Raw genomic sequence first — 20,303 nt, forward strand, 5'->3', positions numbered from 1 at the left:
CAGACTTTAAAATTAATTTTTACAAATTAAATAATCAAAAACAGGTAAATGCCTACTATTCAACAATTAGTTAGAAAAGGTAGAGTAGCTCTGGTTGATAAGAGTAAATCACCAGCGTTGGACTCATGTCCACAGCGAAGAGGTGTATGTACACGTGTATATACTACTACCCCTAAAAAACCAAACTCAGCAATGCGTAAAGTAGCTCGTGTACGTTTAACAAACGGTAAAGAGGTGAATGCCTACATCCCTGGTGAAGGTCACAACTTACAAGAGCACTCTATCGTGTTAATCCGTGGTGGTCGTGTAAAAGACTTACCAGGTGTTCGTTACCACATCATTCGTGGTGCTTTGGATACTTCTGGTGTAGCTGGTCGTAACCAACGTCGTTCGAAATATGGAACTAAGCGTCCTAAACCAGGACAAGCAGCTGCAGCTCCAGCAAAAGGTAAAAAGAAATAATTAAACGGAGGAAAGAGAAATGAGAAAATCAAAACCAAAAAAGAGAATCATTCTACCTGATCCGAAGTTTAATGACGTTCAGGTAACACGTTTCGTAAATAACATGATGTTCGACGGTAAAAAATCTATCGCGTACTCTATTTTTTACGATGCAGTAGAATTAGTAGAACAAAAAACGCAAGAAAACGGTTTAGAGACTTGGAAAAAAGCTTTAAACAACGTTATGCCAGCTGTAGAGGTTAAATCTCGTCGTGTTGGTGGTGCTAACTTCCAAGTTCCTATGGAGGTTCGTCCAGAGCGTAAAATTGCTTTAGGGATGAAATGGTTAATCTCTTATGCTCGTAAACGTGGTGAAAAAACTATGTTCGAGAAATTAGCAGGTGAAATTATTTCAGCGTCTAAAGGTGAAGGTGCTGCTGTTAAGAAGAAAGAAGACACGCATAAAATGGCGGAAGCTAACAAAGCGTTCTCACACTTCAGATTCTAGTTTTGAACGTAAGAATTCAAATATGATTACACCGACTTTAGATAGTGCGCATCGTATTATCAGGGTCGGTGTATTTATTTTAAACACTGCAAAAACAACAAGCCTTAAGGCAAACTGCAAATATTAATATGGCAAAAGATTTAAAATTAGTAAGAAATATCGGTATCGCTGCTCACATCGATGCGGGTAAAACTACGACGACAGAGCGTATCTTATTCTACTCTGGTGTAAACCACAAGTTAGGAGAAACGCACGAAGGTTCGGCTACTACAGACTGGATGGCGCAAGAGCAAGAGCGTGGTATCACGATTACTTCTGCTGCGGTTACAGTATTCTGGAATTACCGTAACAAAAAATACCAAGTTAACGTTATTGATACCCCTGGTCACGTGGACTTTACCGTAGAGGTAAACCGTTCATTACGTGTATTAGATGGTTTAGTATTCTTGTTTTCTGCGGTTGATGGTGTTGAGCCTCAGTCGGAGACAAACTGGCGTTTAGCGGATGGATACAAGGTTCCACGTATTGGTTTCGTAAACAAAATGGACCGTTCAGGTGCTGATTTCTTGAAAGTTGTTAAACAAGTTAAAGAAATGTTAGGTTCTGAAGCGGTAGCTCTTCAATTACCTATTGGTGCTGAAGATGGTTTCGAAGGGGTAGTGGATTTGATCAACAACCGTGGTATGGTTTGGAATGAAGCGGATAAAGGGATGACTTTTACCGAAGTTCCAATTCCTGAGGATATGTTGGATGAGGTTGCTGAATACCGTGAGAAATTATTAGAAGCTGTAGCTTCTTATGATGAATCTTTGATGGAGAAATTCTTCGAAGATCCTAACTCATTGACAGAACGTGAAATCTTAGACGCTTTACGTAAAGCTGTTTTAGATAACGCTATCGTTCCTATGGTATGTGGTTCTTCTTTCAAAAATAAAGGGGTACAAACTATGCTTGACTTGGTAATGGAATTATTGCCATCACCATTGGATATCGACGCAGTAAAAGGTACGAACCCTAACACAGGTGAAGAGATCTCTCGTAAGCCTTCAGAGTCTGAGCCATTTGCAGCTTTAGGTTTCAAAATCGCTACGGATCCATTTGTAGGTCGTTTATGTTTCGTACGTGCTTATTCAGGTGTATTAGAGGCTGGTTCTTATGTATTGAACACTCGTTCAGGAAATAAAGAGCGTATCTCTCGTATCTTCCAGATGCACGCGAACAAACAAAACCCTATTGAAAGAATCGGTGCCGGTGATATCGGTGCAGTAGTAGGTTTCAAAGACATCAAAACGGGTGATACCCTTTGTGATGAGAAAAACCCTATTGTATTGGAATCGATGACATTCCCTGAGCCAGTTATCGGTTTAGCTATCGAGCCTAAAACTCAAGCTGACGTTGATAAATTAGGTATCGGATTAAGCAAATTGGCAGAAGAGGATCCAACATTCGTTGTAAAAACGGACGAAGATACAGGTCAAACTGTAATCTCTGGTATGGGTGAGCTTCACTTAGATATCTTGATCGACCGTTTAAGACGTGAATTTAAAGTTGAGGTAAACCAAGGTGCTCCTCAAGTAGCGTACAAAGAGTCTATCAATGGTAGCACAGAACACCGTGAAGTATACAAAAAACAATCCGGTGGTCGTGGTAAATTCGCGGATATCAAAGTTGTTGTTTCTCCTATCGACGAAGATTACGATACTTCTAAATCAGCGCTTCAGTTTGTAAACGAAATTGTGGGTGGTGCTATTCCAAAAGAATACATTCCTTCGGTACAAAAAGGTTTCGAAGCATCATTGAACAATGGTGTATTGGCTGGTTACCCACTTTCGGGTATGAAAGTACGTTTGATTGATGGTTCATTCCACGCTGTCGATTCAGATTCATTGTCTTTCGAGTTGGCTGCTAAAATGGCTTACCGTTCGGCATTGCCTAAATGTTCTCCAGTATTAATGGAGCCTATCATGAAGGTTGAGGTATTAACTCCAGAAGAAAATATGGGTGATGTAATGGGTGACTTAAACCGTCGTCGTGGTCAGATGCAAGGTCTTGACACACGTAATGGTGCACAAGTTATCAAAGCACACGTTCCGCTTTCAGAAATGTTTGGTTACGTAACGCAATTACGTACGATTACTTCTGGTCGTGCTACTTCTACTATGGAGTTTGATCACTATGCAGAAGCTCCACGTAACGTTCAAGAAGACGTAATTTCAAAATCTAAAGGTAAAATCAAATCTATCGAAGACTAATCTTCAGGATTTTTAACAATAAACCGACTGTCGGTTGCGAATAGCTCTAACCGACGGTCATTTTTAAAACAAAACAAAATGAGCCAAAGAATCAGAATCAAATTGAAATCTTACGATTACAATTTAGTTGATAAATCAGCTGAGAAAATCGTAAAAACAGTAAAACCTACAGGTGCAGTTGTTAGTGGTCCTATTCCATTGCCTACTGAGAAAAAAATCTATACCGTTTTACGTTCACCACACGTTAACAAAAAAGCACGTGAGCAGTTCCAATTATGTTCTTACAAAAGACTTTTGGATATCTACTCTTCAAACTCAAAAACTGTTGATGCTTTGATGAAGTTAGAATTGCCTTCAGGTGTTGAAGTTGAAATCAAAGTGTGATAGATTTCTTTTGAAAAAACAGAAAAGCCTACTCGAAAGAGTGGGCTTTTTTTTTTCGTTGCCCCTCCTTCTAGATCGAACGTTTTGCGATATCGGGTAGCGGCAGCAGGTATTTATCGTAAGGTATGCCTCATTTTCATCTTTCCCTTCTTTTCACAATAACAAAATATTTTACGACCTTCGAATATGGAAAATTTACAAGGAAAATATGCATTAATCACCGGGGGTGGTAGAGGCTTAGGTAAGGCTGCGGCGCTGGCGCTAGCCAAGGAGGGGGTAAATGTTGCTATCACAGGACGCAATGAAGCCCTGCTGCAGGATACGGTAGCCGAGTTAAAGGCATTGGGTGTAGCGGCAACATACGCAGTTTTCGATGTGGCCAACTTGGCAGAGGTACAGGATGCTGTTGCTACATTAAATACGACATTTGGTGTATTTGACATTGTTATCAACAATGCAGGAATTGCGGCATTTGGCTCCGTTTTGGAAATGGATCCTGATACATGGACAGCGATTATTAATGTTAATGTTTTTGGCACCTATTACGTTACTAAAACCTTATTACCACAGCTAATCGAAAAAAATCAAGGTGATATTATCAATATATCGTCTACGGCAGGATTAAATGGTAGCGCTACAGGGTCGGCATATAGTGCATCGAAGCATGCTGTAATTGGATTCTCGGATTCTTTAATGCGTGAAGTTCGTAAGCATAATATTCGGGTGTGTACGTTAATGCCAAGTACCATCGCTTCGGACATGTCGAGGGACCTTAATCTTACCGATGGTGATCCGGAAAAGGTATTACAGCCGGAAGATTTTGCCGAGCTTATTGTCGCCAATTTGAAATTACCTAGAAGAGCGATGTTGAAATCTGCTTCCTTATGGTCGACAAATCCTTAATGGTAACCTTAGTAGGTTTAGGTTTAGGTTTAGATCGCTACAGACTTAGTCTTAGACTTAGACCTAAACCTTCTTTAGCAAAGACTTGGGTAACAACGCCACAAATCCGAAGAAAATAGCTCCATAAACGCACACAAAAGGCTGCTGCATTTCGAAGTTATCCGTCCGGGAGTAATATGTGACCACCTTAACGTTTCTTAGACTTATTTCGCCACAGGATAAAGCCAGTTATCGGTAAAGAGGCTCCTATTAAAGCCACGAAAAAATAAAGTATTTTCGTAGGCAGCCCCCCTACTCCACCAACATGCAGATCATAATTTAAGCTCCCCATTCTTGCGCCTAAAGTTTGCATATCCGAGGACTCCAGCCTGATAAGCTGTCCGTCGGTTTTATCGAAATAATACCAATTAAAGACGCTACTTTTATTCTTCTGCAGGCGAACCTGTATATCTTGGCCGGCATTATCCTTATTCTTCAACCGTATAGACATCATATCCGCAGCCGGATGCTGCTGCAACGTAAAATATAAGGCATTGTCCAATACATCTGGGAAATGCTCCGGTATGTTCGGCAGGAGCTTTTCGGCAGCTACAGTTTCAAAGGGACTTCCTAGGGTATTAAAAAAGCTAACATAACTTTTTTTGAAGCCTGGAAAAGTAAAAACCAATCCCGTTATAGCAAACATTAACCCAAACCATAAAAAGTAAAAGCCCAAAACTTTATGCAAGTCATAGTTAAAGCGTTTCCACTTTACCTTAAGGTCCAATACCAGGCCCTTTTTTAGTTGCTTACGTTTCCACTTTTTCGGAAACCACAACAACAAACCTGAAATACATAGCGTTATAAAAATTGCCATCGTAACACCAATAACCAGGTGACCAATTTTCTTACCCAATAATAAATTCCTGTGCAAGGCTAGTAAAATTTGGAAAAACTCATTTTTACTGTTTTCTACAAACTGTACCTTTCCGGAATACGGGTTTATATAAACCCTTTTATGGTATACATTATACTGCCAATACCCAATTTTGCTATCGTCTGTTTTCGATGCCCTAAACACCCATGTTCTATTACGAGCGGGGTAAACATCCACCCGAGAGACCTTTTCACCTTTAGGCAGTACAGCCTGTGCATGTGCCGCCAGTACACTCAGCGCCATCGCTTCGCTACTTGTTGAAGGGCTTTCTGTCAGGTAGTATCTATCGGCATAAACGACAAGCTTTATATCATCATAAAAAACATAAACAGCGCCTGTTAAGCAGATTATGAACACCACAATTCCTGAAAATAGCCCCAACCATTTATGCAGCCAAAACATCAATGCCTTCATCACTTAAAACGTATAATGGATATTTAGGTTAGTCATTATCCCTGGAGCACGAAAATACTCGGCTTCCAAAGCACGGTACTGGCTCACCACAGGATAATAAGTTGTATTAAACAGATTCTCAATACCTGCACTCAGACGGAGCTGTTTGGTAATTGCATAACTGCCGGAGAAATTAAAAACATCGACCTTCTTTACGGGGCCTTCACTATTTTTGTACCTACCATTTACAGCCCGCTCAAAGCGATTTCTTCCACCGGTATGCACCCAAAATAGCTGCAGGTTCCATTTATCGGTAGGTTGGTAGGCTAAGAATGCTGTCGCTTTTGGCGGTGCAATACGTGATCCATTGAGGTACACTTTCGATCCGTCATCAAATTTAGCCTTCCCCTCAACGAAAGCGTAATTTCCTCCTAAGGTTAACTGCTTACTTAATTTAACATCCAGCGCTAGCTCATATCCCCACACATCCTCAGGTTCCCGTTGTGGAAACAGAAAACCATTCTTATCCACCAGGTTTACACCAAGGTTTGACGTACTCAGGTAATATGCTGCAGAGAAGTTAAAAATAGAATAATGAGATGAAAAACCAACTTCATAGTTATTCGTAATAATAGGGTCGGTTTCTAACTTCTGTATATTATCCATGTCCGCACGGCGTAAAATACGCCCGAGTTCATTAATAGCAAAACCCTGAGAGTAACTTAAAAACGGACTAAATATATTCCACCGATTATAGCGCAAGCCGGCGTTGAACATAACGGCATTATAGGGAACTTTACCGCCTTTTACGGCCACCGATCCCTCATCATTTGGCCCGATACTGATGGTTCTATAATCTTTAACATGTACAGTAGCATTTTCAAAGCGAACACCGCCTTTAAAAATAAGATTCTGCAAAACATCTAATTTAAGCTGTGCAAAAGGCGCAATATTCACCATGTTCATATTTGGAATATACACCCTACCATCGGTTAAATCCTGGTTGGTAATATCATTCAAAATATCCAAGCCATAAGACAGTTCACCATTAAAACGTTTTAACTGAAAGGGTGTATTTAAATCTAAGCGAACCCCCTTTTTATTCGAATTAATCTTGGTTTGCCCCGGTCCATACCAAGCAGTACCGTTTTCGATATACCTATTCATAGACCTAAAAGCTGTAAGATAAGCTGTAACATCCAGGGTAGAATTTAAATATAAACCCGTACGCGAATATTTTAGCATCGCATTATGGTTATAGGGTGTTCCAGCAGGTTCGCCAGGATCTTTTCCTACAACACCCACCGTTGGTGTTTCACCATAGCGCCCCAACTTACTGATATATTTGGCATGCTGTGTACTACCATAAAAGTTATAAAAAACACTTAAATGCTGTTTATCATTAATATTCCAGTTGGCTTTAACGAAGGCATTATTCTGATAAGTATTCGAAAGACCATCCGTTTGCCCAAGAGCAAGACCCTTCGCATCCCGCTGCAGCCCTGTATAATCTATAGCACCCCCAACCGTATAGGTAACCTGTTTAAGTCGGCCAGAGAAAGTTTGCGACACACGATACCCCAAGGTCTCATCGCCATGAATCGGGTTGAAGGAGGTACCGAGGGAAGTATTTCCGGTAACTTTCCGAGGGCCATTATACATTTTAGTTATGTAATTTATAATACCACCACCCGAGCCATTTCCATAGATTGAGGTCGCTCCTTTTATAACTTCGATACGTTCAATCGCGGCAGGATCTATACTGCGGATATCACGACTACTGTTCATTAAGGGGGTCGTTTGCGGAATACCATCGACCAGTACCAAAGCCTGACGACCACGTAAAGTCTGCCCAGCATTATTGGCTTTTCCTGTTGCAGTCCCTAAACCCGGTATGGTATTTCCTAAAATAGCAGATAGATTCGTTGTAATTTCCATCTGTGCCTGTATCTCCTTTTGGTTTAAAACACTGATCGATGATGGGATGGTATTCATACTCTCGATCTTACGTCCGGCGGTTACAACAACCTCGCTTAATTCGGCAAGCTCCGCTGGTTTTAAGGTTATAAGGATGGTATCCCTATCCCTGAATTTTACTTTCGGATAATAGGCATTAAATAATTTATAACCATCCGCCAGCACATCCACATAAATACGATTATATCCTGTTACATCTACGTCAACCAGCCCTGCTGCATTTGTGTAAGCCTTTTTATTTTGATTTATCAATACCTGAGCCTCCGCTACAGGTTCTTTTGCACTATTTTGGATATGAAAAACAACGGTTTGTGCATACCCTATAGGGGAACAAATTAATAGGAGAAAGAAAAGATATACTTTTTGTGGTTGCTGTACAGGCCGGCATACCCAATTAAAATACGCTTTATTCGCAGACATAAAAGTCTTTATTGAGATTGAATTAATATAAACAGCACAAATATATTATATAATGCCCGTTATTTATACTCATTCTAAACATTTTTAAGACTTATTTTTGCAATAACAACTAATCTTGTACAAAAAAGGGCTATCTACACGTAGACAGCCCTTTTCTATAAATGAAAAACTTTAATTAAAGCTTAGAATTTGAAAGTTAATCCAAATGTTGCAGCATCAAAGAAGTTGTTGTATTGGTTGATGTTTGCACCAAAGTTAGTTGTAGCTTTCGAGCCAGAAGCTTTAGATGAGTTGAAACCAACTACATTAGCGAAAGCAAAGTTAACAGCGATTTTTTCTGTTAAGAAGTAGTTTGCACCGATACCAGCGTTAACACCGATGTTGTTAACTTTTGGACTTTTAACTTTGTTACCACCTGTTGTAACGTCAGATTTCAATGAAGTATAATCTGCATTTAATTCACCATAAGCTTTAAAACGGCTACCTAATTCTAAGAAATAGTAACGTCCGAATACACCAGCTCCTAATTCATTTTTGTTAGTTTTTTGCTCAACAGATGTAGCTGTATTTTTTGTGTTTGCAGTGTTTGCATGCAAGTTAATACCCACAGCAACTTTATCAGTTAAGAAGTAACCTACTTTTGGAGTGAATTTGAAGTCAGTCTGTTTAGTTTTTGATTCTTTGTTGTTCGTTGTGCTAAGACCTAAATTACCTTCTACGATAACATTGCCTTTTCCAAAACCAAACTCTTGTGCTTGTGAAGCTGCAGTTAAACCAGCAACAGCAGTTAATGTAAGTAATAATTTTTTCATATTCTTTTAATATTTATTTAATGTCAACAAATGTAGAGTTTTTAATTATTCAAAAAACAGCTAAAAGTCTTTTAATTGTCATAACAACACGACGAAAATCAAAACAATCTACTAATCAGTATTTTACGGTAAAACCTGGGTTTATTTTTGCAAAAACCATTATAAAAACTAGGTTTTTATAGCATTAAAGCGTGTTTTTGACCTTTTTACTTACTGACTTTTTAATTTAAAAGGTTAATTTTTTAAAAGTTTTTAATGAAATTATTTTTTCAATGCTCCTAATTTTTGATTTTTTTATTCATAAAGTTTTTAAACTTTATAAACGCTGTTGTTAAGGTTGGCCAAGACCACTTAAAAATTTTGATTTTAAAATTGAAAACAGCTGGTCAATGGTCTCGTTATTTAAAAAATGTATAACGTCAGATCTACTACAAAATGCATACGACTGCAAGAAACAATACCTAACAGTAGCCTCTAACTATTTATTCTAACTGTTTATAATCACTTGCCTGCTGATAAGATGGAGAAGAAATTCGGGAATGGGCGTTTTAGTTAAAAAAGTTAAAGTCCGTCTTATCTCAAAATCCCTAACGGCAATGATTTTTTATTACATGCAACAGGACCACAAAAACGGTAGTAACAATATGCTTTAGAAGATTGCGGCATATTTTAGCGCTATTGTTTACCTAATAAAAGGCTGCAGGTTTGGATAAACTTTCAAATGTGAAAAATAATTATGCAGCTATGCAGAGCAAAACGCAAACACTACTTGCCTGACTCTTGTAAAGGTAATGACCACAGAACAGTGTCCTCTAGCCAGGTGCATAATTTGACACCTTAAAAGTTTGCCCGGTAGCAACTAGTTAATTTGCTAAAACTAACTGGAACTAACGAAACGTTACGCTAACCTAGCACCTTTTTATAGACCTTCTAACCTGTATTTTCAAAAAAACCAATGTTTAGATCAACGGAAAGATTTTGGGAATGGCGCATAGCATAAGGCGCAACATGTAAAGATAGTATTGGCTATCAACCATTTAATTAGGCATAAAAAAAGCCGATATTTCTATCGGCTTTGTATGTAGCGGGGAGCAGGATCGAACTGCCGACCTCAGGGTTATGAATCCTGCGCTCTAACCATCTGAGCTACCCCGCCGTTTCGGTATGCAAATATAGGAATAAGAAATTACTTTCAAAGTTTTTTTTCTATAATTTCTAAAAAAAAAGAGCCAAAAAACCGCGTTTAAAGGCCAATAAACTATAAATGAAACAAATAGCATAGTCATTAAATTATTCATTAATATTTTTTTTGTTTTCATATTATACTTTTAAAACAAAAAAGTGTATTATTACATACGTCGACAATAAAAACAAAAAGAAACTTAATTTAGATAATTACCCTATGTCGGAGAGAACCAAAATACACTTAGAATACATTATTAATTCGTCGCCACGAATTTTATATCCTTACCTTATAGAGCCCAACGAGCTTTCCCAGTGGTTTGCTGATGAAGTAATGTATCATGATGGCATCTATGAATTTATTTGGGATAATGAATCGCATAAAGCTAAGCTAGCGCTATCCAAAGAAAATAAAAGTGTACGGTTTAAATGGATTGATGATGAGCCCCATTTCTTTGAGATAGAAATCATCCAAGATGAGCTGACGAATGATGTTGCTTTATCCATTACAGAATATGTTAAAGATGAAAATGTCGAAGACCGAAAAAAAATCTGGGACAATTCGATTAGCTATTTACAGAGTGTAATTGGCGCATAAATTTACCTATCTTTGTCCCTAATAAAAGTCGGCTAAATATACGGTTTAGCGATCAGGCATGTTTTATATGAAGAAGGTACACGCATTAATATTACAAGCATTTATAAGACCATTCATCGTTACTTTTTGTATAGTGATGTTTGTGCTTTTAATGCTTTTTTTATTTAAATACATTGACGATTTAATTGGGAAGGGATTCGAATGGTATGTTATTTTGGAGCTTATAAGCTACCAATGTGCCGTTCAATTGAGCATGGCCTTACCGCTATCCATGTTATTATCCTCGATAATGACCTTTGGAAATTTAGGTGAAAGTTATGAGTTGGTAGCCATCAAAGCTGCGGGTGTATCGTTGAGGAAAGCAATGACGCCATTATTTGTATTAGTGGGTTTATTCGCCAGCGGCTCTTTCTTCTTTTCAGACTATATTTTGCCGGTGGTGAATCTTAAAATGGGGTCGCTGCTTTATGATGTACGGAAGAAAAAAGCGGACTTTTTAATTAAGCCCGGAATTTTTAACAATACCATACCCAATTACTCCATCCGTGCCAAGAGTAAAAGTAAAGACGGTACAACACTCTATGATCTAACGATATACAACAACGACAATAACGGCAATGCAGGCAGCAATGTACTGCTGGCAAAAGAAGGGTATATGTACTTCTCCCGCGATCAGCAGTATATGATTTTAAAACTGATTGACGGCGTACGTTATGAGGATGCCAGGTCCTCCAACTCGAACAACTATGACCCACGGCAGCAGTTTACCCGTTTTTATTTCGAAGAGACCGAACAGAAATTCGATATGAGCTCCTTTGCGATGAATAAAACAGATGAAAATATGTTTAAGTCGCACCATCAGATGTTAAATCTTAAACAGCTGAAATTAAAATCCGACTCCAACAAAATAGAACTGGACAGCATAAACCTTATTACGAGTAAAGAATTTAAGCATGGAGTCCTGTTTACGTCCAATTATTATAACGAAGGTAATGTTGGCAACGCTAAAATAGTACCCTCTGCAACTATTATGGATTATGTACCCGTGCATGACCGTCGGCAAATTGTTAATGCAGCAATGAGCCAGGTACAGCAATTTAAAGATGGAACTTTTAACCGCTCTGCAGAATACCAGGCAATGGTGGAAAAAGATATCCGTTATGATATTGAATACCACCGCAAATTTACATTAGCAGTATCCTGTCTTTTGTTGTTTGCTATAGGGGCACCCTTGGGGGCGATTATCCGTAAAGGAGGGCTTGGAGCGCCCGTTGTTATGTCGATTATATTCTTCCTTATTTACCATATTATCTCCACCGTAGCCGAGAAGTCGGCTCGAGAAGGTGCTATCACCCCATTTTGGGGAATGTGGATGGCGATTATTGTATTAACACCATTAGCGGCATTTTTAACGTATAAATCGACCACCGACTCGGCACTTTTTGACTTAGATCAGTACAAAATTAAAGCACAGTATGCATTGAACTGGGTCAAGGAGAAGCTAAAACTGCAGCGAAAAAAAGTGTCATCCTAACTTTATGACGCCAGTATTAGAAAAGATTAAAAAAACAACTATACTTTTGTACTTAGAAAATTTAACGTATCCATGGATATCAAATTAAATACAATAGAAGAAGCTATTGAAGATATTAAAGCGGGAAAAGTTATCATTGTTGTAGATGATGAAGACCGTGAAAACGAAGGAGACTTCGTTACTGCTGCCCGTAATGCTACACCAGAAGTAATCAACTTTATGGCTACCCATGGCAGAGGTTTAGTCTGTGCTCCGCTTACCGAAGAGCGTTGTTTAGCCCTAAATTTAACGCCTATGGTAGGCAAGAACACAGCGGTGTATGAAACTAACTTCACGGTATCCGTAGACTTACAGGGATATGGTTGTACGACTGGTATTTCAGCGTCCGACCGTTCTAAAACTATAAAAGCATTAATCGACCCTAATATTAAACCCGAGGAACTCGGTCGTCCGGGACATATTTTCCCATTAATCGCAATGGATGGTGGCGTCCTACGCCGAACAGGACATACCGAAGCTACAGTTGACATTGCGCGCTTAGCTGGTTTTGAACCTGCCGGTGTATTGGTCGAGATTTTAAACGAGGATGGTGAGATGGCAAGGTTACCGGATTTAATGGAGGTAGCAAAAAGATTTGATCTTAAAATAATTAGTATTGAGGATCTTATTGAGTACCGCCTTAAACATGATAGCTTAATTAAGGATGAAGTTACCGTTAATATGCCAACTGCTTTTGGTGATTTTAAAATGCGTGCTTTCACACAAAAAAATACGGGCGAGCAACACTTAGCGATTTATAAAGGCGATTGGAGCCCTGATGAACCCGTTTTAGTAAGGGTACATAGCTCCTGCATGACTGGAGATATCTTTGGCTCCTGCCGCTGCGACTGTGGCCCTCAACTACATAAAGCCATGCAGATGATTCAGGAAGAAGGCAAAGGTGTTATCGTATACATGAACCAAGAAGGCCGCGGTATAGGTTTGGTAAATAAGTTATTGGCCTATAAATTACAGGAACAAGGTGTAGATACGGTAGACGCCAACCTTGAATTAGGATTTAAGGCAGACTTGCGCGATTATGGTGTAGGCGCACAGATTCTACGTCATTTAGGCGTAAGTAAAATGCGCTTAATGTCTAATAACCCAACAAAGCGTGCCGGATTGGTGGGTTATGGTTTGGAGGTTGTAGAAAATGTTGCTATAGAAATTGACCCCAACCCCTTTAATGAGAGTTATTTGAAAACTAAGCGAGATCGTATGGGTCATACCATATTAAAAAACACATAAAAATACAAGAGCTGTCCTCCCTACCAAGAAGACAGCTCTTTTACTTTATAGGTAGCGTTGCTATATAACGGAAGTCAGCACAGGAGGAATTATTCCACATTCCATACCTTATCCACAATTTACTGTTGTTTATATCCTGGCTGTACCGCTCCTGCAGGCCTTTAGCAAAAAAAATCATATGCTGGACTGTAGAATGCCGGACTATTGTTAATAACCATGTTGATAACATTATGTTTATCCACATTTTAATTTCAACACCTACTCAACAAAGCTACATTCCTAACAAAATGTGCATAACCTTGTTGATAAGAGTGGCGTTATTAACACTCGTGTTAAACGCATGATTATAAGCGACAATAAGATTATACGGATGAAGTTTTTAACCTTAAAAAAACAAAAATGTTAATAACATTGTTAAAAAGAACCGTAGGATATATAATACATTTATTAACATCAAGTAATTCACAATAGCATTTTAAAATAGAAAAATTATGTCAAATCCATTATTTATACAAAAAGCGTTTATTGATGGGGCCTATATTACTTCGGCTAAAACATTTGAGGTAATAAATCCATCGACAGAAAAGGTTTTAGGAACATTACCCGATCTTACTGTCGACGATTGTACTGCCGCTATTGAGGCCGCAAATAAGGCTTGGGAAAGTTGGCGAAATGTTGCCCTTGGCGAACGTATTAAAATTGTACGTAAGCTCTCGGAACTGGTCGAACAGCATAAAAATTATATTGCAGAGATTATGACATTGGAAAGTGGCAAACCTCTGGCGGAATCTTTGGGCGAGGTATCGTACGGCAACTCTTTTATCGAGTGGTTTGCTGAAGAAGGAAAACGTATGTACGGAGAAACTATACCTTCGCTACAGGGCAATGCACAGTTGAGCACTATTAAACAGAGTGTAGGCGTTGTTGCGGCCATTACACCGTGGAATTTCCCGTTGGCTATGTTAACCCGTAAACTAGCCCCGGCCTTGGTTGCAGGATGTACTGTGGTGTTAAAACCGGCATCACAAACGCCATTTACCGCCATTGCACTGGCCGAGCTAGCACAGCAGGCGGGCATTCCGAAGGGTGTTTTTTCTGTACTGTCCTCGACAGATAGCAAAGGTATAGGTAAAGAATTAGCGACAAATCCATTGGTACGTAAGATTACGTTTACCGGATCTACTGCCGTAGGTCAGACTTTAATGGAACAGGCTGCCTCTACCCTAAAACGTATTTCCTTAGAATTAGGTGGCAATGCTCCATTTATAGTCTTTGACGATGCAGACATCGAACAGGCAGTAGCCGGTGCTGTAGCCGGAAAGTTTAGAAATGCCGGCCAGACTTGCGTTTCTATAAATAGGTTTTTTGTTCAGGAAAAGGTGTACGACAAATTTGCTACCCAACTTGCTGAAGCGGTTGGAAAACTTAAGGTTGGTGATGGTTTTGAAGAGGCTGTACAAGTAGGTCCGTTAATTAACAAAAAAGGACTTGAAAAAGTAAAGCAGCATGTTGCGGATGCGCTATCTAAAGGTGCTACGCTAGCCTGTGGAGGAAATACCATCCAAGGCAACTTTTTTGAACCTACGGTACTAATAAACGTAGCTGCAGACAGCTTGGTTGCATCGGAAGAAACCTTTGGTCCTTTATGTGCCTTATTTAAGTTCGAAACAGAAGATGAAGTTATCGCCTTAGCCAATAATACCCCGTATGGACTAGCAGCGTATTTTTACAGCGAAAATATACACCGCTGCCAGCGTGTCGCAGCGGCCTTAGAGGCCGGTATGGTAGGCATAAACACGGGATTAATATCCAATGCTTCGGCGCCGTTTGGTGGCGTAAAGCAATCTGGAATCGGTCGCGAAGGTTCAAAGTATGGCTTAGATGAATACCTGGAAATTAAATACCTCTGCTACGGTAAGTTTTAAACTCGGGTAGTTGCATAGCCCCAAGCCTTGAAAGGATTAAGATTATTAAACGAATAAAACTTGGGGCCTATGCTATAACACGCTAGGCCTGCCTTATTGAGCATGCTACATTTCAGAATAAAAAGGGGCAACACCTGTCAGCTGTAGAGTATTCCCAGGAATCTATGCGCCATATCTAGCGAAATTTGGCAGGAACGAGCACACTGAATAACCGACATAAACCAGCTACAATACAAGAACCCTCGCCTATTGTTGGGATATAACCTTGCCGAATTAACTCCATGATAAATTTGTTTGGGCGCAGCATAAGGCTATGGCATTATTTAAGTTTATTGCGTACACCCGATACGCCCATTGCGCGGCCAACAGTAACGTATGAAAGATAAACCAAACCTATTATAACGATGAACCCTGCCCCTATACGGAGAATGTTCTTTACCAAAGATGGTACCGCAAACCGAACATCATAAAATTAGGATTCACTTTATCTTGATCGAAATTATATTTTAGCTTGTAGCCGGCATAGACAGATAAAGGAATCGGTTGAAAAGAATAACTCAAACCTATCTGACCATTTCCTATAAAATAGCTCGCTCTATCTTTAACCCGATCTCCATCTTTAAAGGTGCCATGGTTAAAAAAATCCTGGGCTACACCAGCTCCTAAAAAGACGTTAAAATTGTTTTGTTTTTGATCCAAAATAGCAAATAAATAATCGCCCCCTACAGAGACGAAAGTCGAACGACCATGCACCTGCGCCTGAAAAGCCGAGTGTCTGCCGATATCATACTTTCCTTGTACACCAAAACTTGCGGGCGTGACATCCTTTTCAAATTGTACATCAGCATAAAATCCAAAGGCCCATTTATGCTCTTGGGCATACAGCAGCTGCATACCCATTAAGCCATAAAATAAGGCAAGTAATTTTTTTATCATAGCGTTTTAATTAATCCACTTTTTCGCCTTTACGACGTCGGTAATTCTTATATAACTTTATTAAAAACATTAAAACTATAGCCAGACCGATTAAACCCACTAATCCATATACAAGGTTTAACGCAGACTTCAAAACCACAGCAAAAACAATGGCAAACATGAACAGCGTTGCGACCTCATTCCACATGCGTAAGCGCCCGGAAGTTAACGTCGAGGTTTGATCCCTGAATTTATACATCAGTCGCTGCGTACGGAAATGATAAAATACCATACCAGCAACAAAAAGCAATTTAATATGCATCCAGCCCATAGAAAGCAAGCCTGGATTAACATAAAGCATCAACATGGCCGACAGTATAGCCATATACATGGCTGGCGTAGTGATTACCCACCACAACCGATTCTCCATCAGCGTAAACTGTTGGTGTAATATAGCATACGCATCTTTGCCTTTGTCTTTCGCCTCTGTATGGTAAATATATAATCGGGGCATATAGAATAAACCCACCATCCAACAGATAACAAAAATAATATGAACCGCCTTGGCATAAAGATATAACATAAGGCAAAATTATAAGGTAAAAATAAAAATGTAAAGATAAAAAATTAGGAGGAAAAGTAACGCCAAATGGTGATTACTCCTCCTCCTTTATAAAATCTACGTTTTACGTATTCCTACATAAATGTTAATAACGGAAACCTTTAACTACATCAATAGCATGTTTTACGTTATCAAAAGGGATATCTGGCATAATGCCATGCCCTAAATTAAAGATAAATCCGTTTTCACCGCGCATACGCTCAAAAAGCTGAAGTATTTTAGTCTCTATTACTTTTTTATCGGCATATAATACAAATGGATCCAGGTTACCCTGCACCGCCATACCTGAAGGTAAAGCCTGTTTAATATTTTTTAAATCAGCATTCCAGTCTACCGAAACAACATCAGGATTTGCTTCAGCCATAATTGGCGCAAAAACAGAAGAACCTTTACAGAAAGAAATAACCGGAACGGTACGTTTTATTTTAGAAAGGATATACGTATTATACTGGTGCGAAAATTCTTTGTAGTCGTTCCATGAAAGCGCTAAAGCCCAGCTATCAAATAACTGAATAGCATTTACTCCAGCATCGATTTGCATATTCAAATAATCTACCGTTACATCCGCGATTTTTTGCAGAATTTTATGAGCCAATGCAGGTTCATTATTCAACATCAACTTCGTAAGTTTAAAATCTTTAGAAGAAGCACCTTCCACTAAATAACTTAATATGGTGAAGGGCGCACCTGCAAAACCAATCAAAGGAATACGACCATTTAAGCGCTGCTGAATAACGCGGATAGCATCCGCAACATACTGCAACTTATCCAAACAATCTGTTGCCAACTGATCTGCAGCAGCCATAGAACGTACCGGATTAGCAAATCGTGGACCTACCCCCTGCTCGAAGGAAAGATCTCCCCCCATAGCCTCTGCTGTAACCAAAATATCGGAGAATAAAATGGCGGCATCAATATCCAACAAATCAACCGGCAACATCGTAACATCGGCGGCAATTTCAGGAGTTTTGCACATCTCCAAGAAAGAATACTTATTTTTAATTTCCCAATATTCCGGCATAAAACGTCCAGCTTGACGCATCATCCATACTGGGGGTCTCTCGGTTTGCTGTCCTAAAGCAGCTCTAATAAACAAATCGTTTTGTAAAGTTGTACTCACTATATCTTATTTATATGTATTTACGTCGTTTTTAATTTTTTCAATAATATCTACCTGCCTTTGGGTAAGTTTAAGTTTTAAAGCCAGGTCAATATAAGCCTGTACCCTATTGTACTGTTTTTTACGTAGGTTAATATTAGCCAGATTAATCAAAACCATTCCTTTTTCCACATCCTTGCGCCAAGGCAAACGAGAGGCAAGCTGAAAGTGCATTTCAGCCTCATCGATATTCCCTTCTTTTAAGGCAATGTTTCCTAACATAAACTCATAAAAATTCCTTCTCCCTTTACGAAGGTAATCCGGATTTTTAATGTCGCTTAAAAGGCGTTTTGTTTTTTCGTAATCTTGCCTATGAAAGGCCTGCGTAGCTAAAAATACGGTCCCTTCTCGATACTGGCTCCATACCATGTAACCAATAATACCCAACAAATAAATACAAACATTATAATACCCCGATACCACAGCATACGCTAAAGCGATAGCTGCCAAGGCAATACAAATTAAGCGGAATCTTGTATTCATGCTTAATCTTCGGTATGCCCTTCCGGACTATCTGTAAATTTATACCCCACACCACGGATCGAGTGAAAATAGATAGGGTGCTTTTGATCAGGTTCGAAATACTTACGGAAAGTAAGGATAAAATTGTCGATAGTACGTGTCGATGGGTATACGTCATAATTCCACACCGTTTCCAAGATCTGCTCACGCGAAACAGCCTCATTACGACGCTCGATTAACAACTTCAGCAACATCGTTTCTTTTTTCGTTAAAGAAGTAATCGTACCATCGGCCAAATGCAATTCATAAGAATTAAAATAAATGGTTTTATCGCCAATAGTATAAGAATTAAGCTCTTTAAGATCTTCACCTTTCATACCACGGCGAATAAGATTACCCACCCTTAAAATAAGCTCTTCCAAATTAAAAGGCTTCACCAAGTAATCGTCGGCACCTTTTTTAAGACCTGTGATACGATCTTCACTACTATTTTTTGCAGTAAGAAACATAATAGGCACTTCGGTATTCTGTAAACGTATTGTTTCAGCGACCTGAAAGCCATCGATTTCCGGAATCATAACATCCAGAACAACCAAATTAAAACGCTCCTCTTTAAAAATTTTCAAGGCTTTTTTACCGTCCGTCGCTGTGGTAACGCGGTATCCTTCCAATTCAAGGTTTAACTTGATAGCCTCTAACAAATGCTCCTCGTCTTCGACTAATAATATTCTTTGCTTAGTTTGCATAATTTTCAAAAGTTACTTCAAAGATACTTCCTGAAGGTGCATTATCCATCACCTTAATAGAAGCATCATGTTTTTGTAAAACAGATTTCACTATGTATAACCCCAAACCAGTACCTTTGGTTTTACGGGTAGACTCATTTCCTACACGATAAAATTTATTGAAGATCAATCGTTTCTCCTCATCCGGAATGCCGGCACCATGATCGGCCACAGTAAAAACCAACGATTCATCCTTTTTATACAGGGAAACCTCAACATTGGCACATGGCGGTGAATATTTAATCGCATTTTCCACCAAGTTAGTTACCACATTTGTAATCGCAAACTTATCGGCGTGTAAGGTAATATTTTCTTCAATATTAGGTTTTAGGATTTCCGTTTTACAGGCATTTTTTTGCAAGCGGTCTAAAATATCATGAACAAGCTCGGAGAGGTCAAAATCTTCCTTCGGAAGAATAAAGCTCCGATTCTCCAACTTTGTCGCCAACAGCACATTCTCTACCAGGTAATCTAAACGCTCAATATCCTTAAGAGAATTGCTTAAGAACATTTTTTGCTGCTCGCGATCCAAATCCCTTTTCAAAATTGTTTGTAGGTATAATTTCACCGATGCCAGTGGAGATTTTAATTCGTGCGTTACAGCCAGCAGAAAATTTTGCTGCTGCTGATGGTAATAACGCTCACGGCCCAGATGTTTTTTAAGTTTGATAACAGCTAAAGTAAAAATGGCCAGAAAGATCAGCCCCTCTCCAATTATCATTCCCTTTCTATCGGGTACGTGTTTAACAAACATATAACCCCAACCAATCAATTGGCATAAGGCATACATTGCTAAAAGGTAAAACCAAAATATTGCTCTTCTCATCT

Annotated in this window: 18 protein-coding genes and 1 tRNA gene; 9 read left to right on the plus strand and 10 right to left on the minus strand. The window is 39.1% G+C overall.

The features are described 5' to 3' along the window. Positions 1–48: 48 nt before the first annotated feature. From rpsL to ACL9RF_RS13300, 5 genes are all read left to right on the plus strand, one after another. On the plus strand, positions 49–462 hold the full coding sequence (rpsL, locus tag ACL9RF_RS13280) for a 30S ribosomal protein S12 (protein WP_002993550.1): 414 nt from the start codon (positions 49–51) through the stop codon (positions 460–462). A 19-nt stretch (positions 463–481) separates the two neighbouring features. Then, complete coding sequence (rpsG, locus tag ACL9RF_RS13285; RefSeq protein ID WP_160367377.1) at positions 482–949, plus strand: 30S ribosomal protein S7; 468 nt, start codon at positions 482–484, stop codon at positions 947–949. Between the two features lie 128 nt (positions 950–1,077). After that, the gene (gene fusA / locus ACL9RF_RS13290) at positions 1,078–3,201 is read left to right on the plus strand and encodes an elongation factor G (protein WP_422801120.1); all 2,124 of its coding nucleotides are present in this window, start codon (positions 1,078–1,080) and stop codon (positions 3,199–3,201) included. A gap of 78 nt (positions 3,202–3,279) precedes the next feature. After that, positions 3,280–3,585 (plus strand): 30S ribosomal protein S10, encoded by a 306-nt coding sequence (gene rpsJ / locus ACL9RF_RS13295; RefSeq protein ID WP_013667229.1) that lies wholly within the window; start codon positions 3,280–3,282, stop codon positions 3,583–3,585. A gap of 186 nt (positions 3,586–3,771) precedes the next feature. Beyond that, positions 3,772–4,488: a 3-ketoacyl-ACP reductase gene (locus tag ACL9RF_RS13300; RefSeq protein WP_422801121.1), complete on the plus strand. Its 717-nt coding sequence runs from the start codon at positions 3,772–3,774 to the stop codon at positions 4,486–4,488. 187 nt (positions 4,489–4,675) lie between these two features. On the opposite strand, the gene ACL9RF_RS13305 is transcribed toward ACL9RF_RS13300, so the two are convergent. The 4 genes from ACL9RF_RS13305 to ACL9RF_RS13320 form a co-directional block, all read right to left on the minus strand. Continuing rightward, on the minus strand, positions 4,676–5,818 hold the full coding sequence (locus ACL9RF_RS13305) for a PepSY-associated TM helix domain-containing protein (protein WP_422801122.1): 1,143 nt from the start codon (positions 5,816–5,818) through the stop codon (positions 4,676–4,678). Positions 5,819–5,821: 3 nt separating this feature from the next. After that, entirely contained in the window at positions 5,822–8,194 is a 2,373-nt protein-coding gene (locus tag ACL9RF_RS13310) for a TonB-dependent receptor (protein ID WP_422801123.1), read from the minus strand. Between the two features lie 182 nt (positions 8,195–8,376). Beyond that, entirely contained in the window at positions 8,377–9,006 is a 630-nt protein-coding gene (locus ACL9RF_RS13315) for an outer membrane beta-barrel protein (RefSeq protein WP_422801124.1), read from the minus strand. Between the two features lie 1,082 nt (positions 9,007–10,088). Further along, positions 10,089–10,162, minus strand: a tRNA-Met gene (locus ACL9RF_RS13320). Between the two features lie 246 nt (positions 10,163–10,408). Here ACL9RF_RS13320 and ACL9RF_RS13325 point away from each other — a divergent pair. The 4 genes from ACL9RF_RS13325 to ACL9RF_RS13340 all read left to right on the plus strand — a co-directional run bounded on the left by ACL9RF_RS13325 (position 10,409) and on the right by ACL9RF_RS13340 (position 15,532). Next, entirely contained in the window at positions 10,409–10,786 is a 378-nt protein-coding gene (locus ACL9RF_RS13325) for an START-like domain-containing protein (protein ID WP_422801125.1), read from the plus strand. 67 nt (positions 10,787–10,853) lie between these two features. Beyond that, positions 10,854–12,320: an LptF/LptG family permease gene (locus ACL9RF_RS13330; RefSeq protein ID WP_422801126.1), complete on the plus strand. Its 1,467-nt coding sequence runs from the start codon at positions 10,854–10,856 to the stop codon at positions 12,318–12,320. A gap of 72 nt (positions 12,321–12,392) precedes the next feature. After that, positions 12,393–13,607 (plus strand): bifunctional 3,4-dihydroxy-2-butanone-4-phosphate synthase/GTP cyclohydrolase II, encoded by a 1,215-nt coding sequence (locus ACL9RF_RS13335; protein WP_422801127.1) that lies wholly within the window; start codon positions 12,393–12,395, stop codon positions 13,605–13,607. Between the two features lie 491 nt (positions 13,608–14,098). Beyond that, positions 14,099–15,532, plus strand: coding sequence for an NAD-dependent succinate-semialdehyde dehydrogenase (locus tag ACL9RF_RS13340; RefSeq protein ID WP_422801128.1), 1,434 nt, complete (start codon positions 14,099–14,101; stop codon positions 15,530–15,532). A 435-nt stretch (positions 15,533–15,967) separates the two neighbouring features. Here ACL9RF_RS13340 and ACL9RF_RS13345 read toward each other — a convergent pair whose 3' ends face one another. The 6 genes from ACL9RF_RS13345 to ACL9RF_RS13370 all read right to left on the minus strand — a co-directional run bounded on the left by ACL9RF_RS13345 (position 15,968) and on the right by ACL9RF_RS13370 (position 20,301). After that, positions 15,968–16,468: a hypothetical protein gene (locus ACL9RF_RS13345; protein WP_422801129.1), complete on the minus strand. Its 501-nt coding sequence runs from the start codon at positions 16,466–16,468 to the stop codon at positions 15,968–15,970. A gap of 10 nt (positions 16,469–16,478) precedes the next feature. Beyond that, positions 16,479–17,030 carry a CopD family protein gene (locus ACL9RF_RS13350; RefSeq protein ID WP_422801130.1) on the minus strand — a complete coding sequence of 184 codons (552 nt, stop codon included), beginning with the start codon at positions 17,028–17,030 and terminating at the stop codon, positions 16,479–16,481. A gap of 124 nt (positions 17,031–17,154) precedes the next feature. Beyond that, complete coding sequence (gene hemE / locus ACL9RF_RS13355; protein WP_422801131.1) at positions 17,155–18,189, minus strand: uroporphyrinogen decarboxylase; 1,035 nt, start codon at positions 18,187–18,189, stop codon at positions 17,155–17,157. A gap of 6 nt (positions 18,190–18,195) precedes the next feature. After that, positions 18,196–18,711: a hypothetical protein gene (locus tag ACL9RF_RS13360; protein ID WP_422801132.1), complete on the minus strand. Its 516-nt coding sequence runs from the start codon at positions 18,709–18,711 to the stop codon at positions 18,196–18,198. A gap of 2 nt (positions 18,712–18,713) precedes the next feature. Beyond that, positions 18,714–19,436, minus strand: a complete 723-nt coding sequence (locus ACL9RF_RS13365; protein ID WP_422801133.1) for a response regulator transcription factor — start codon at positions 19,434–19,436, stop codon at positions 18,714–18,716. Continuing rightward, the gene (locus tag ACL9RF_RS13370; protein WP_422801134.1) at positions 19,426–20,301 is read right to left on the minus strand and encodes a sensor histidine kinase; all 876 of its coding nucleotides are present in this window, start codon (positions 20,299–20,301) and stop codon (positions 19,426–19,428) included. The genes ACL9RF_RS13365 and ACL9RF_RS13370 overlap by 11 nt, the downstream gene beginning before the upstream one ends. Between the last annotated feature and the right edge of the window lie 2 nt (positions 20,302–20,303).

This window comes from Sphingobacterium sp. Mn56C, from assembly GCF_049319645.1.
Classification (GTDB): domain Bacteria; phylum Bacteroidota; class Bacteroidia; order Sphingobacteriales; family Sphingobacteriaceae; genus Sphingobacterium.

Excerpts from the sequence above, each read along its gene's own strand:
- rpsL (WP_002993550.1), top strand. The coding sequence starts at position 49 with ATGCCTACTATTCAACAATTAGTTAGAAAAGGTAGAGTAGCTCTGGTT.
- rpsG (WP_160367377.1), top strand. The coding sequence starts at position 482 with ATGAGAAAATCAAAACCAAAAAAGAGAATCATTCTACCTGATCCGAAG.
- fusA (WP_422801120.1), top strand. The coding sequence starts at position 1,078 with ATGGCAAAAGATTTAAAATTAGTAAGAAATATCGGTATCGCTGCTCAC.
- rpsJ (WP_013667229.1), top strand. The coding sequence starts at position 3,280 with ATGAGCCAAAGAATCAGAATCAAATTGAAATCTTACGATTACAATTTA.
- ACL9RF_RS13300 (WP_422801121.1), top strand. The coding sequence starts at position 3,772 with ATGGAAAATTTACAAGGAAAATATGCATTAATCACCGGGGGTGGTAGA.
- ACL9RF_RS13305 (WP_422801122.1), bottom strand. The coding sequence starts at position 5,818 with ATGAAGGCATTGATGTTTTGGCTGCATAAATGGTTGGGGCTATTTTCA.
- ACL9RF_RS13310 (WP_422801123.1), bottom strand. The coding sequence starts at position 8,194 with ATGTCTGCGAATAAAGCGTATTTTAATTGGGTATGCCGGCCTGTACAG.
- ACL9RF_RS13315 (WP_422801124.1), bottom strand. The coding sequence starts at position 9,006 with ATGAAAAAATTATTACTTACATTAACTGCTGTTGCTGGTTTAACTGCA.
- ACL9RF_RS13325 (WP_422801125.1), top strand. The coding sequence starts at position 10,409 with ATGTCGGAGAGAACCAAAATACACTTAGAATACATTATTAATTCGTCG.
- ACL9RF_RS13330 (WP_422801126.1), top strand. The coding sequence starts at position 10,854 with ATGAAGAAGGTACACGCATTAATATTACAAGCATTTATAAGACCATTC.
- ACL9RF_RS13335 (WP_422801127.1), top strand. The coding sequence starts at position 12,393 with ATGGATATCAAATTAAATACAATAGAAGAAGCTATTGAAGATATTAAA.
- ACL9RF_RS13340 (WP_422801128.1), top strand. The coding sequence starts at position 14,099 with ATGTCAAATCCATTATTTATACAAAAAGCGTTTATTGATGGGGCCTAT.
- ACL9RF_RS13345 (WP_422801129.1), bottom strand. The coding sequence starts at position 16,468 with ATGATAAAAAAATTACTTGCCTTATTTTATGGCTTAATGGGTATGCAG.
- ACL9RF_RS13350 (WP_422801130.1), bottom strand. The coding sequence starts at position 17,030 with ATGTTATATCTTTATGCCAAGGCGGTTCATATTATTTTTGTTATCTGT.
- ACL9RF_RS13360 (WP_422801132.1), bottom strand. The coding sequence starts at position 18,711 with ATGAATACAAGATTCCGCTTAATTTGTATTGCCTTGGCAGCTATCGCT.
- ACL9RF_RS13365 (WP_422801133.1), bottom strand. The coding sequence starts at position 19,436 with ATGCAAACTAAGCAAAGAATATTATTAGTCGAAGACGAGGAGCATTTG.
- ACL9RF_RS13370 (WP_422801134.1), bottom strand. The coding sequence starts at position 20,301 with ATGAGAAGAGCAATATTTTGGTTTTACCTTTTAGCAATGTATGCCTTA.